Genomic DNA, 13,225 nt, shown 5'->3' on the forward strand with positions numbered 1-13,225 from the left:
TGATAACATTATCCCCTTTTCTTTTTATTTAAAACAAGTGGGTATGAAATGAAAACGATTTTAGTAACAGGAGGAATGGGTTTTATAGGGAGCCATGTTTGTGTTTCTCTTTTAGAGCAAGGACTGCACGTTATTATTGTTGATAATTTATGTAATTCAAATACAGAAGTGCTCAATCGAATTGATCAAATTACAGGTAAAAAACCACTCTTTTATCCTGTTAACTTACTAGATGAAGACGCATTGAGTGCGGTCTTTAAACGTCATAACATTGATGCAGTTATTCATTTTGCTGCTTTAAAAGCCGTCGGAGAATCCTCCTGTATTCCGCTTTCTTATTACTACAACAACATCACCTGTTCTCTCGTGCTTTTTAATGTGATGGAGAAGTACAAGGTCTTTAATTTGGTCTTTAGTTCATCCGCTACCGTTTATGGAGAGCATAACCCAATCCCTTATGTTGAGAATTATCCTTTAAGTGCAACGAATCCATACGGGCGTACTAAAGTTATGATTGAAGAAATTCTTCAAGATGCTGCTCGTGCTGACCCTCGATGGAATATTTCTTTGTTGCGTTATTTTAATCCAATTGGCGCCCACCCAAGCGGATTAATGGGAGAAGACCCAAATGGTATCCCAAATAATCTAATGCCTTTTATTACTCAAGTGGCTGTTGGTAAGAGAGATGCTCTTAATGTGTTTGGTGGAGATTACCCAACAAAGGACGGTACGGGAGTAAGGGACTACATACATGTGGTTGATCTTGCTTTAGGTCATATAAAGGCACTAGAAAAGCTGATTGCTTCACCCAATAATAACTGTGTCAGAAGCAATAGTATCAGTGCTTATAATTTAGGGGCAGGGAAGGGATACAGTGTTTTAGAGGTTGTGAAAGCCTTTGAAAAAGCATCTGGAAAAAAAATTAACTATGTTATTTCTCCTAGAAGAGAAGGAGACTTAGCCGAATTTTTTGCCGATGTTTCAAAAGCGTCCGAAGAGTTAGGCTGGAAAGTAGAGCGTTCATTGGATGATATGTGCGAAGACGCTTGGAATTGGCAAAGTAAGAATCCAGAGGGGTACCTTTCTTAGATCTGTTTAACATCACTATGCGTCTTCTGGCGACGGTATATATTTCTTAATGTTGTCATATTTTGTCAATAAAAAAATGACAATTTGGCTTGTTCGTGTTTTCTTCTTACGGTCTAATGCTTTCCACATACTAACTATTTTAAAAAATGCAAAAACATAGGTAATGATATGAAGCAAGACATCGTAATTTTAGCCGCAGGGAAAGGCAGTAGAATGAAATCTGCGTTGTCTAAAGTGCTGCACCCTATTGGCGGAATGCCTATGATTCGCCGAGTGTTAATGACGGCTAATCGTTTAAACGATGTAACGTTACATTTGGTTGTGGGTCACCAAGGTGAGCAAGTTGTTGCTAATTGTCAGGAGTTTTCAACCAATATTGTATGGCAAGATAACCCTCAAGGAACCGGAGATGCCTTGCGCCGTGTTGCGAGCGATTTGAGCTCGACAGGCAGTACCCTAACGTTATACGGTGATGTGCCTCTGATAAAACAAAGCACTTTAGAGAGGATGCAGGCCTCAGGTAATGACAACACGTTGGTATTACTGACGACTTTTTTGGATAATCCAACAGGCTACGGTCGAATTGTTCGTGATGACAATCAAGTCGTAACAGCGATTGTGGAACATAAAGACGCAACTATAGAGCAACATCAAATAAAAGAAGTAAACACAGGTATCTTACTGGCACCCAACCAATTTTTATTAGGCTGGTTGGACCGTTTGGAAAATAATAATGCACAAAGTGAGTATTACCTTACAGATATTATTTCTATGGCTTCGCAAGACGGTGTTGATATTGTGACGGTGCATCCTGAGAGTGTTGCAGAAGTCACTGGGGTAAACGATCGCATTCAATTAAGTTGGCTAGAGAGAGAATATCAGCAAGAACAAGCACAGTTATTGATGTCTCAAGGTTTGACATTATTGGATCCTTCGCGTTTTGATTTGAGAGGCTATTTAACGTTTGGAATCGATTGCAGTATTGATATTAACTGCATTATAGAAGGAGATGTTGTACTTGGTGATAATGTTCAAATTGGAGCAAATTGTCATTTGAAAAATTGTACGATAGGTGATGGAACCCATATATACAATAATAGCCTTATTGAAGACAGCCTCCTCGCCGATCAGTGTGTTATTGGGCCTTTTGCTCGTTTAAGACCGGGATCTCAACTGGGTTCACAGGCTAAAATCGGAAATTTTGTAGAAACCAAAAAAGCGATAATTGGTACTGGTAGTAAAGTCAATCACTTAAGTTATGTTGGCGATACCGTCATGGGAGAAGGGGTTAATGTCGGTGCTGGCACAATTACCTGTAATTATGATGGTGTAAATAAATCTCAAACACGCATTGGTGATGATGTATTTGTTGGCTCTAATACCAGTCTTGTGGCTCCTGTTACCATTCAAGATGGCGCCACCATCGCCGCTGGCTCCACTATCACTAAAAGTGTGGAAAAAAATCAGTTGGCTTTCGCCAGAGCTAGGCAAAGTAATAAAAACGATTGGCCTAGACCAGTTAAAAAGTCGTAATGTCATTTTTATAACTAACTGATATCACCGTTTTAATGGTTATTAACAGCAGTTTAAATTAAATATTTATATACACCTTCATAAAGAAATGATGCTGCGTCGCATTCTATTAACGCTTTATGGATGGTGTAAAAGGATCATGATATGTGTGGAATTGTTGGTGCTATAGCGCGTCGCAATGTGGCCAAGATTTTATTAGAAGGGTTAAGTCGCTTGGAATACCGAGGGTATGATTCATCAGGTATGGCGGTGAATAATGATGACGGTGTCCATGCTCATAGAGCCGTCGGTAAAGTTCAAGCACTAAAAAATAAATGTGAAATGGTGCCACTAGACGGGCATATTGGCATTGCCCATACGCGTTGGGCAACACATGGAAAGCCCACAGAAGTGAATGCTCACCCTCACTTTTCTGGTGATGATTTAGCCATTGTTCACAACGGCATTATTGAAAATCATTCTTTACTGCGCAAAGAGCTGCAAGATAAAGGTTATGTGTTTAAATCAGAGACAGACACGGAAGTGATCGTCCACCTCATTTTTGATGAGCTAAAAAATGGAACCGATTTACTAACGTCTGTACAAGCCGCGCTATTAAAATTAGAAGGTGCTTTTGCGCTTGCGGTAACTTATAAACCTGAAAAAGAACGTTTTGTTGCGGCACGAAAAGGTAGCCCTTTGGTTGTTGGTGTGGGTATTGAAGAAAATTTTGTTGCTTCAGATCAACTGGCTTTGTTGCATGTAACCGATCAATTTATCTTTCTTGAAGAAGGGGATGTGGTTGATGTAAGTCGAGATCAGGTCGTGATTTATAATACACAAGGTGAAACACAAGACCGTCCTATCAGCGTATTTAATCATCATTTAGATTCTACCGATAAAGGCGAATTTCGTCATTACATGCTAAAAGAGATATACGAGCAACCAAAAGTGGTGTCTGCTTGTTTAGAAGGTCGCATTAGTGAAGATTCAGTATTAACCAGTTGTTTTGGGGCGGACTCGGATTTCTTAAAGCAAGTGGAAAATATTCACATTGTTGCTTGTGGCACCAGCTATCACGCAGGCATGGTAGCAAAGCATTGGATTGAAGAATTGGCGGGCTTACCTTGCTCTGTTGAAGTGGCCAGTGAGTATCGATATCGAAAAGTTGCCGTACCAAAAAACAGCTTGTTTTTAACCATCTCTCAATCAGGAGAAACGGCAGATACGCTCGCCGCCTTGAAAATGGCGAAGCAGCTAGGGTATTTAACGACATTAGCAATTTGCAATGTACCATCCAGCTCATTAGTAAGGGAATCAGATCTAGCCTTATTAACGAATGCAGGCACTGAAATTGGCGTTGCATCAACAAAGGCCTTTACTACTCAGCTAACTGCCTTGTTATTAACCAGTGTGGCCATTGCTGTGCAGCATGGTTTGAGTGCAGCTAAGGAATCTGAGTTAGTACGTTGTATGCGCGGTTTACCTGCACACATAGATACTGCACTTAGGCAAGATGGTTCCATTAAAATGCTGGCTGATCGCTTTGCGAATAAGCATAACGCCATATTCTTAGGTAGAGGAACTATGTATCCTATTGCTTTAGAGGGAGCGTTAAAACTCAAAGAGATTTCTTATATTCATGCCGAAGCCTATCCTGCTGGAGAATTGAAGCACGGGCCTTTAGCGCTGGTGGATGAAGAGATGCCTATCATCACGGTAGTTCCAAATAACAATTTGCTTGATAAACTAAAATCCAATTTACAAGAAGTCAGTGCACGAGGCGGAGAGCTTTATGTTTTTGCTGATTTGGATACGAAATTTCAAGAAGAGATTGGCATTACCTTTACTGAAGTGCCAAAAGTACCAGAGATTTTAGCCCCTATTGTACATACTATTCCGTTACAACTCTTAGCGTATTATGTTGCTGTCGTAAAAGGAACTGACGTAGATCAACCTAGAAACTTAGCGAAGTCAGTAACGGTTGAATAAGCCATATAATTAGTCCTAGATTTCTGTCGCTGGACAATAAAGATGAGCACTCGACAATAAAGTTTGTAACTGTGGCATTAAAGTTGATCGGGTTTTTGTTATGGCAAAATCACATTACGTTTTAACTGAAAAGTAGATCATCAAGCGGATTAATGAAGGCCGAGGTGCAGGAAGGCTTTGCGACAGGTTTATGAGGATGAATTAAGATCTGTTCATCCAATGCTTGCTGCTTTGCACATCTGATGATGTCGAAGAAATGATTAGGTTTTCAGGTCTTAAACTTAGCGATACAGACAAAAGACTACTCGAACTGCAAAAGCAGGTTGCAGAGACAGTCCAACAGACACCAGAAGAGTTTGCATATCAACAACTAAGAACAGATGAAGAGCGGCGTGTGTATATGACCCTAAAAGATGAGTTTGACTCAACGCTTTTAGTTCCTATAATACGACAGCTATTTGACCTAAATCTTGATTTGACATGGATAAGTTTATTGCCACTGGTACATGAGCAATTCACTCATCCTGAACAGCTACAATATAAAGTCGAAGCATGACTTATTTGGATGAGTGACAGCACTCATGTCTACAATCGATTTTTTCGGCCCTTCCCAGTCTGTTCTACCATTTGGAGAAATTCGGTAGGTTCATGAACCTAAATGACCACCCTCCCGAAAATAAAACAATGTCTGATTGTCATAGATTGGCATAACCTTCGGATAGTTGATGGATTAATATCATCTTTCCATACCTCCCAGCCTGAAGCTATGTCGTTAGGCCTCTTGGATTTAACCTTGTCTCAAGCACTAATTTCATGAGATTTAAGACCATGGCAGCCAGCAATAATGAGAAAAAATGGTCTTCATCTTACCAGATTACAGGGCTGTAATGATGGTCGTGTGGATATCCCGTTATGTCTATATTGTCTTCAATGTCTTGAAATACATCAACTTTCCTAGAAAAACGTCGACTTTTGAGGTCATACGAAATTACTTGGGGGAGACTATGTTTACCTCGCCAGTTTATATAAACCTTTTCATCCTGTTCTATTGCTGAAGGTTGCATACGAACGTCATAGAACATCTTTAGATACCCATCATTGACAAAAGGTACTGCAACATTCGTATAGCTTGTTCGATTGGCGAGTGCAGGTCTTGAAAACAGAACTGGTATTACCGAACATAGAAGGAGCGATGTAGGTTGTGAGATTTTCATTTTATTCATCCTTATTCTCTAAAAGTTATTTCCGACGGAATCGAAGCACTTTATTTGAGGCAGTTACGAGGATGTAATCTGGTGAGATAGCGACATTACTCGTATGTTTAGCATCAATAGGCAGGAAGCCAGTTTGCTGTCCTTGAGGGTCGAATACAGCAATCCCACCTGTTGTTGCAAGCCATAGATTATGATCTTCATCAAAAGCAAAGCCGTCTGCCATATCTCCGGACTTTGCAAATTTCTTAGGTTGATCAATGCCTGTATTTGTCACGGTAAATTTATAAACCCAGCCATCGGCGGTATTTGCAACAAATAGGTTCCCTGAATCAAACGCAAGGCCATTTGGTAATGCAAGATCACCATTCATCAGCTCCAGCTCACCATTTTGCCAGCGATAGATACCACGTACGGGTTGCTCTTCTTTAGCGAGTTTTGGACCACTGCCTTTGATGCCAAACGGTGGATCTGTAAACCATACAGAACCATCATTTGCAATGGTGACGTCATTAGGACTATTAAGTGGTTTTCCATTGAAGTAGGCAGCTACAACATCAACGTTACCTTCTGGTGTAATACGACTTAGTTTTCTATCGTGCCGTGCACTCCAAATATTGCCATTTCTGTCTATAGCATTACCGTTTGTATAACCTGAATTATCAGTAAATTTATTAATAGAGCCGTCAGAAGACAATTCCCAAATTGTATTGTTAGGAATGTCACTGAAAATGAATTTTTGTGAGTCTTCAATCCATAGTGGTCCCTCTGTAAACTTAAAAGAGTCAATAACAACATCTGGGGTATTGTTTATTTGATTTAGCTGCGCCTGAGCATTCATAGCCACTGCAGCTAAAAGTGCTGGTACTAATGATTTCATTCTGGTTTCTATCTCCCTTGTAAATGATAAATGTTTAACTTTGTCTTGGGGGCTATGTTAGTGAATTGACATACTCTGAAAAACAGCAGAAGATAAATTCATTGTTTACTTAATGGATTTAATATGAACTTGATGCACTTGAGGACATTTTTGAATGTTGCACAATTGGGAGGGTTCTCAGCGGCGGCTGATTCACTATCTATTTCGAAAGGAATGGTTTCGCGTCATATCCGTTCATTAGAGGAGTCGTTGCAGTGTCAGCTTTTCAATAGAACTACACGGAGTGTGACACTTACTGAGCCAGGGTACGAATTGTTAGAAAAAGCACAAGAAATAGAAAAACTGGCAAGTCAGGCGCAACTGAACATATACGATCTTGTGCAGGAAGCATCCGGACAAGTAAAATTTACTGCACCAGCTGCTTTAGGAAGAACTATCTCAAAGGAACTCATTCGGGAATACGTAGCTGAGTACCCAAAAGTTAGTCTTTCATTGAGTTTTAGCCGTCAGATTAATGATGTTGAGTTTGGTCAATTTGATATTGCGATAAGAGCTTATGACCATTTACCAGATAACTTAGTAGCCAAAGAACTTGGTTACGTCAAGAACATACTGGTTGCTTCTCCTGAGTGGATTCAAGAAAACACTGTAAATAATGTGTCTGATCTAAGAAAATACGATGCCATAAATGATAATCACCAGACCAATTGGAATGTTTGGAAGCTCCAAACCCAAGCAGGAGATAAAGAAACAGTTGAAACACAAAGCAAACTAGCTTGCTCTGATTATAGCGATAGTCGATTAATGGCAAAGCTTGGTTTAGGTGTTGCCAACCTACCCAGGTACGTTGTAGAAGAGGACTTGAAAAATGGCTCGCTGATTCACCTTTTACCTGAGTGGTATTCCTTTATACATCGATTATATCTTGCGTATGCCAAGCAGCGTTTTTACCCTGCAAAAATTACAAGCTTTATCCACTTAATCATGAAGTGGCGAGATACTCATCCAGAATGGTTTATAAAACATCATCTGTTAGATCATAAGTAACGTAAAGCTCCCTCTATATAGAGTTAGTGCATTTTATTTCATAAAAATTGCATAAACTAACTCTGATGACGAAAACAGCTGGTGACAGTTATTGTCCATTTTTGAGTACGAGCGGCATCACCTTAAGTGGTGTTGTTCTGCTGTTTGGAATGTGAAAAACATCTCTGATGGATAAATTTCGTCCGAAGCTTCAAATACGTTTCTGTCTATTTGCGTGTTAATGCAAAAGCTCGATTCATGTGATTGCCAAGCGATTCTCTGGTTTCAATTACCAGGCTTTCTGGTACGCAGTGGGGAAAAAAGCGCCTTAAGGTAATTAGTCTATACAGTTTCATACCTGTTCCGAGTAGGTGCCAGGTGTTTATAGGCGAAAGTTGGAAGTTTTAGGCGTTTTGAGAAATTACGTCAATGGTTATGTGCATTACAGCGGTTGACTAAAAGAAGTGAATGGAATGTGGAATGGTCAATTTGGTTGATCCCTGAATAAGATGTTTCTAATTCAAGTATTCATTAAAGTAAAAACTTTGCGTTGTGCAAGATTGAGAAGGTATTTAAGTGAATCTAAATACCTTCTCAATTTGATTTGTATCTGTTTTTCTAAAGGCTACTGTCTGTTCAATTCATCATACTTACGTCTGTGAATAAACGATCGTATATTTCTAGTCTGTTTTGATCTAATTGCCCCGTTTCTAATCGTAGATTTAAGTCTGCTAATAGATAATCATTGAGTGTTTTGGCAAATTGAATTTGGATGTCAACAAGCTGAGTTCTTGCTTCGAGTACTTCAATTTGATCACCAAGGTTTAATGCTTGTTGACGTTCTGCGGCTTCCAGTAATGCTCGACTGGATTTTTCAGATTCAATTAAAGCGTTTAATCTGTCTTTAAAAGAAATTAAGCGATTATAAGCAAGTTGGACTAGCTGGGTTTTTTCAGCAAGGAGGTAATCTAAATCTACTTGAGTAGCTTGCAGTTCTGCAGCTGCTTTTTTTACATTAGCAGAAATACGACCACCAGAATAAATCGCCATACTAAACTCTAATGAAGCGACAAAATCTTCACGTGTTCTGAAATTATCCTCAGACGTTCTATCCAGATAGCTTAGATTAAACGATAGAGTAGGTAGGTGCTGGGCTTTTGTTGCTGATACATCATATTCATGTCTTTGTATCGTACTTTTTGCTTCTTTGATATTGGCGTTGTTATAAATGGTGGTTATCCATTCATTTTCATTGCCTGTTAGAAGGTTTGGATTCAGTTTGTGCCCGTTTTCAATCCAAGATTGCTGGATTTGAATATCACTCCCCGTAATATTTCTTAACAATGTTTTTGCGTCTTTAAGCTCGCTTTGTGACGAGAGTAGATCGCTGCGAGCTAAGTCTCGACTTGATGTTGCTCGTAATACGTTTAAGCGATTGCCTACACCTAGCTCTTGTGTACGGGTTTCTTGCTTGAGTTTGAGTTCTAGGGCTTTTAATTTGTCTTGGTTCAGATAGACGCTTTGGGATGCAAAGAGGACAGACAAGTATTGTTGTGCAACACGATAAATTAGCTCTTGTTCTTCTCTCTCATAGCGAAATCTCGCTGCGTCAACAAAAGCTTTGTCTCGTTGGTAGCCTTTATATGAAGAGTAATCAAATAAAGGCTGCCTTAAGCTAATTCTCCAGTAGTAATCATTTAACTCACCACCAGATCTTTCTAAGTTTGGGTCGAATGAGCTTGAGCCTTCATCGGTATAAATATTATCTGATTTTTCGTATTGATAGAGAGCGTTTAAATTTACGCTAGGCAGTAAATTAGCGAAGCTTATATCATCTTCTTGTTGGGTTGCTTGATATTGATGAAATGCTTTTTTCAGACCTAGATCATTGCTAATCGCAGATTCTAAGGCTTCTTTAAACCCACCAGCCGTTCCCGCAGCGTTTGCTTGTGAGTTACAGATAGTGCAACTTATTGCAAATAATAGCGGTTTTGATCGGGCAATAGATGTAATTAAGTTTTGCTTAATTCGAGTTAATGTAAGCATTTACTTTTCCTTTAGGCTGCGAGCAAAGCTATCGGTAATAGGTTTAAGTAGGTAGCTAAACATGGTTCTTTCTCCGCGGCGAATCATTACTTCAGCAGGCATACCTGGCTTTAGTTCCATGTCATCTGTAAAGCTATCAGCCATATCTTGTTCTCCCTGATCTGTAACTTTTATGCGAGCTAAATAATAAGAAGATTGATCTTGCTCATTTAATAGTCGATCTGCTGATACATCAATGACTTCTCCCTCGATAACTTTTGTAATTCGAGTGTTAAAGGCTGAAAAACGAATGTCTGCTATTTGGCCTTGATATACTTCATTAATGTCTTGAGGCATTAATTTCGCTTCTACAACAAAAGAATCTTTAAGAGGAACAATGTCTAGTAAAGTTCTGCCGGGCGCAGCAACGCTACCAATAGTATGGATTTGCAAGTCTACTACAATGCCGTTTTCAGGTGCTCGGATGGTTGATTTTTCAAGTAAATTTGTTGCGATCTCTAATCTTTCTTGACTGTCATAGTAATTGTTTTGAACGGATCTAATTCGTTCGCCGGAATCTTTTAAAAAGTCTTGCTTACGTTTGGCTATTTGCAACTTTGTTTCTGTAATGGTTAGGCTAAGACGAATAATATCAGACTTTAGTTGCTCTAGATCACTTTTAGCTCCTAATACAGTATGCTTTAATTCACGAGATCTTTGACCGTCGTCTAAGCCTTCTTCAAATAAAGTTCTAAATGCAATTTCCTCTTCCTCTAGTAAAGTAACCTGCTGGGTTTGAATTTGAATTTGCTCATTCAATCCTTTTATTTGTTGTTGTATTTGATTGATTTGAGTTTCAAGTGCCTTCTCTTCCTGTTTAAAGGCATTTAAGCGAACTTTAAGAAGCTGTTCCTGCTGGATTAATTCGCTTGCAATATCTTCATCTTTAGTTGCCTGAACTTGTAAGGCTTGAGAAAAAGTTAACTCGGTACTAAAATTTTGTTCTGCGTATAAACGCTCTAGTTCTGCTTTTGCACTAAACAAACGCTTTTCGTTGCTTTTACGTTGAGATTCTATTTGAGTCGTTTCTAGTTGAATTAGCGGTTGACCCGCAACGACCTTATCGCCATCACGAATGTAAATATTTTCAATGATGCCCCCTTCTAGGTGTTGAATAGACTTGCGGTAACTATCAACAACAACCTCACCTTGAGATACTAAAGCGCTGCTTAATGGTGCTAATCCAGCCCAAAGAGAAAACAGGCCAAATGTCATAATAAGGAAAATAGTGCCAAATCTTATGTATTTTCTATCGTCTACAGGAACATTAGATTGCTGTGGTGCTGTCGATGAACTGTTTTGTGTAAAAGGTACTATTGTTTTTGCTGACTCTGCTCTTTCGTTTTCTGTGGGGGCGTCTTCAGATTCAGTATTGTTATTATCAGAAGTGTTTGGTATCTCTGAGATAACAGCATCTTCTACTTCTTGGTCATCATAGTGACCATTGTTTTTATCTGTTGGTTTATTCATTCTCTTTCTCTTTATCCTTACCCTCATTTAGTGGAAGTAATGAGGGCGGGAAAATAAATTTATAGGTTAGCTCTTCGTAATATTAAGCTGGTGTCTTTGACAGTTTTTCTTGCTCTGTTTTTTGTATGGCAAGCTTTTTCATTACTTCATCTCTTGGCCCAAAGAGTTGTATTTGTCCTTCGCGCATAACAAGTAGCTTATCAATATGTCGCAGGATTGAGGTACGGTGACTAATAACGAAGGTTGTTGTTTTTTGAGCTTTTAATATCTGTAGTGTTTGAGCAAGAGCTTGTTCCCCCTGGTCGTCTAAGTTAGAGTTTGGCTCATCTAGAATAACGACCTTTGGTGCGCCATATAATGCTCTAGCTAAACCGATACGTTGTCTTTGGCCTCCAGAAAGTGCCCCCGAATCGACACCAATCACAGTGTCGTAGGCTTTCGGTAAACGTAATATTAATTCGTGCACTCCAGCTTTTTTGGCTGCTAAAACAACCTTTTCAGAATCAATTTCACTAAAACGAGCAATGTTTTCACTCACTGTGCCATTAAATAATTCAATGTCTTGTGGTAAATAACCGATGTGCGGTCCGAGCTCATCACGGTTGTAATGCTGTATTTCTGCACCGTCAATTCGTACCGTTCCGTTTGAGGCCGGCCATATACCCAATAATGCACGTGCAAGTGTCGATTTTCCTGCGGCACTTGGGCCTACTATACCAATCAGATCCCCAACCGGTATGTCAAGAGTCACACCTCTCAGCGCTGGTGCTTTTGACCCAGGAGGCACCACGAAAAGGTTTTCGACAGTGACTTGCCCTATCGGTGTTGGGAGTTGCATGTTTCGATCGTTAGCTGGAATCGTGTGTAATACCTTGCTGAGGCGACTGTAAGCGGTTCTTGCGCTGTTGAAGCTTGACCAGCTACCAATTATAAGATCAACAGGGGCTAATGCTCGCCCCATTAAAATAGAGCCTGCGATCATCATTCCGGGGGACATTTCATTAAGGACAACGTAATAAGCACCTATACCCAAAACTAAGGATTGGAAAATCATGCGCAGTACTTTACTTGAATTAGAATAAATACCCGCTTTGTCACTTGCATTAGTTTGTTTTTCTAAGAACGTTTGATGTTGATTATACCAGCGTCCCATAATATTAGGGAGCATTCCCATTGCATGTAAAACTTCAGCATTACGCAAATTTCCAGTTGCAAGGTTTTGCGCTTTTATATTCTCTCCATTGGCTTCAGAAAGTAATTTTTTAGTGGTTTTTTCATTTAAAACGGCAACAATAACCAAAATGATGGCTGCGCCAATGGAAAACCAACCAAAGACGGGGTGAAATAAAAACATAACACCAATATAGACCGGTAACCAAGGTGCATCGAAAAACGCGAATAAGCCGTTCCCTGTCATAAATTGACGCAAATTTGTAAAATCACTCAGCGGTTGAGAAGTGCGTTCGTTTGGAGATCTTACCCCGATTTCGAACATAGCTGAATAAACCCGCTGACTTAGGTTTTTATCCATTTGGTTACTTAATCGTACTAATATCCGAGAACGCACCCATTGTAGAGTACCCATTATGGAAAACATAAATACCATAATTATAGTAAGAAAAAAGAGTGTTTCTAGGCTGCGTGAAGCAACGACACGGTCGTATACTTGTAACATATAAAAAGGAGACGTTAACATTAATAAATTAATAAATAAGCTAAAGAACCCTGCTGCGATAAAGCCCCGTTTACTTGCTTTAAGAGCGTCTTTGAGGTCGTCTTTTACATTGGTGTTGCTCATGAAAATCTCGGATTGATGTGTTAAATATAATCGCTTCTGATGACACACATTAATTGATATGTGTCATCAGAAGCGGAATGCGTTTAAAGCCTTGACAATTAAATTAAACATTTGAACTTTTATATGGGTTATATGTGTTTAAACAAGGCTATTGTGACTATT

9 protein-coding genes are annotated in these 13,225 nt (G+C 39.4%); 5 read left to right on the plus strand and 4 right to left on the minus strand.

Annotated elements, in window-relative coordinates:
- Nucleotides 1-48: 48 nt before the first annotated feature.
- The 4 genes from galE to ACMUMJ_RS08725 all read left to right on the plus strand — a co-directional run bounded on the left by galE (nt 49) and on the right by ACMUMJ_RS08725 (nt 5,149).
- A complete protein-coding gene (galE, locus tag ACMUMJ_RS08710; RefSeq protein WP_414678438.1) occupies nt 49-1,089 on the plus strand; it encodes a UDP-glucose 4-epimerase GalE in 1,041 nt (346 codons plus the stop codon).
- 168 nt (nt 1,090-1,257) lie between these two features.
- Complete coding sequence (gene glmU, locus ACMUMJ_RS08715) at nt 1,258-2,622, plus strand: bifunctional UDP-N-acetylglucosamine diphosphorylase/glucosamine-1-phosphate N-acetyltransferase GlmU (RefSeq protein ID WP_414678439.1); 1,365 nt, start codon at nt 1,258-1,260, stop codon at nt 2,620-2,622.
- 144 nt (nt 2,623-2,766) lie between these two features.
- Nucleotides 2,767-4,593 carry a glutamine--fructose-6-phosphate transaminase (isomerizing) gene (gene glmS / locus ACMUMJ_RS08720; RefSeq protein WP_414678440.1) on the plus strand — a complete coding sequence of 609 codons (1,827 nt, stop codon included), beginning with the start codon at nt 2,767-2,769 and terminating at the stop codon, nt 4,591-4,593.
- Between the two features lie 256 nt (nt 4,594-4,849).
- Nucleotides 4,850-5,149, plus strand: coding sequence for a hypothetical protein (locus ACMUMJ_RS08725; RefSeq protein ID WP_414678441.1), 300 nt, complete (start codon nt 4,850-4,852; stop codon nt 5,147-5,149).
- Nucleotides 5,150-5,832: 683 nt separating this feature from the next.
- Here ACMUMJ_RS08725 and ACMUMJ_RS08730 read toward each other — a convergent pair.
- Nucleotides 5,833-6,684, minus strand: a complete 852-nt coding sequence (locus tag ACMUMJ_RS08730; protein ID WP_414678443.1) for an SMP-30/gluconolactonase/LRE family protein — start codon at nt 6,682-6,684, stop codon at nt 5,833-5,835.
- A gap of 132 nt (nt 6,685-6,816) precedes the next feature.
- On the opposite strand from ACMUMJ_RS08730, the gene ACMUMJ_RS08735 reads away from it, so the two are divergent.
- A complete protein-coding gene (locus tag ACMUMJ_RS08735) occupies nt 6,817-7,731 on the plus strand; it encodes a LysR family transcriptional regulator (RefSeq protein ID WP_414678524.1) in 915 nt (304 codons plus the stop codon).
- 615 nt (nt 7,732-8,346) lie between these two features.
- On the opposite strand, the gene ACMUMJ_RS08740 is transcribed toward ACMUMJ_RS08735, so the two are convergent.
- From ACMUMJ_RS08740 to ACMUMJ_RS08750, 3 genes are all read right to left on the minus strand, one after another.
- Complete coding sequence (locus ACMUMJ_RS08740; protein WP_414678444.1) at nt 8,347-9,756, minus strand: TolC family protein; 1,410 nt, start codon at nt 9,754-9,756, stop codon at nt 8,347-8,349.
- A complete protein-coding gene (locus ACMUMJ_RS08745) occupies nt 9,757-11,265 on the minus strand; it encodes an HlyD family type I secretion periplasmic adaptor subunit (protein ID WP_414678445.1) in 1,509 nt (502 codons plus the stop codon).
- An 82-nt stretch (nt 11,266-11,347) separates the two neighbouring features.
- Nucleotides 11,348-13,063 (minus strand): type I secretion system permease/ATPase, encoded by a 1,716-nt coding sequence (locus tag ACMUMJ_RS08750; RefSeq protein WP_414678446.1) that lies wholly within the window; start codon nt 13,061-13,063, stop codon nt 11,348-11,350.
- Between the last annotated feature and the right edge of the window lie 162 nt (nt 13,064-13,225).

The sequence above is a fragment of the Marinomonas phycocola genome, assembly GCF_047525455.1.
Lineage (GTDB): Bacteria > Pseudomonadota > Gammaproteobacteria > Pseudomonadales > Marinomonadaceae > Marinomonas.

Excerpts from the sequence above, each read along its gene's own strand:
- galE (WP_414678438.1), top strand. The coding sequence starts at position 49 with ATGAAAACGATTTTAGTAACAGGAGGAATGGGTTTTATAGGGAGCCAT.
- glmU (WP_414678439.1), top strand. The coding sequence starts at position 1,258 with ATGAAGCAAGACATCGTAATTTTAGCCGCAGGGAAAGGCAGTAGAATG.
- glmS (WP_414678440.1), top strand. The coding sequence starts at position 2,767 with ATGTGTGGAATTGTTGGTGCTATAGCGCGTCGCAATGTGGCCAAGATT.
- ACMUMJ_RS08725 (WP_414678441.1), top strand. The coding sequence starts at position 4,850 with ATGATTAGGTTTTCAGGTCTTAAACTTAGCGATACAGACAAAAGACTA.
- ACMUMJ_RS08730 (WP_414678443.1), bottom strand. The coding sequence starts at position 6,684 with ATGAAATCATTAGTACCAGCACTTTTAGCTGCAGTGGCTATGAATGCT.
- ACMUMJ_RS08735 (WP_414678524.1), top strand. The coding sequence starts at position 6,817 with ATGCACTTGAGGACATTTTTGAATGTTGCACAATTGGGAGGGTTCTCA.
- ACMUMJ_RS08740 (WP_414678444.1), bottom strand. The coding sequence starts at position 9,756 with ATGCTTACATTAACTCGAATTAAGCAAAACTTAATTACATCTATTGCC.
- ACMUMJ_RS08745 (WP_414678445.1), bottom strand. The coding sequence starts at position 11,265 with ATGAATAAACCAACAGATAAAAACAATGGTCACTATGATGACCAAGAA.
- ACMUMJ_RS08750 (WP_414678446.1), bottom strand. The coding sequence starts at position 13,063 with ATGAGCAACACCAATGTAAAAGACGACCTCAAAGACGCTCTTAAAGCA.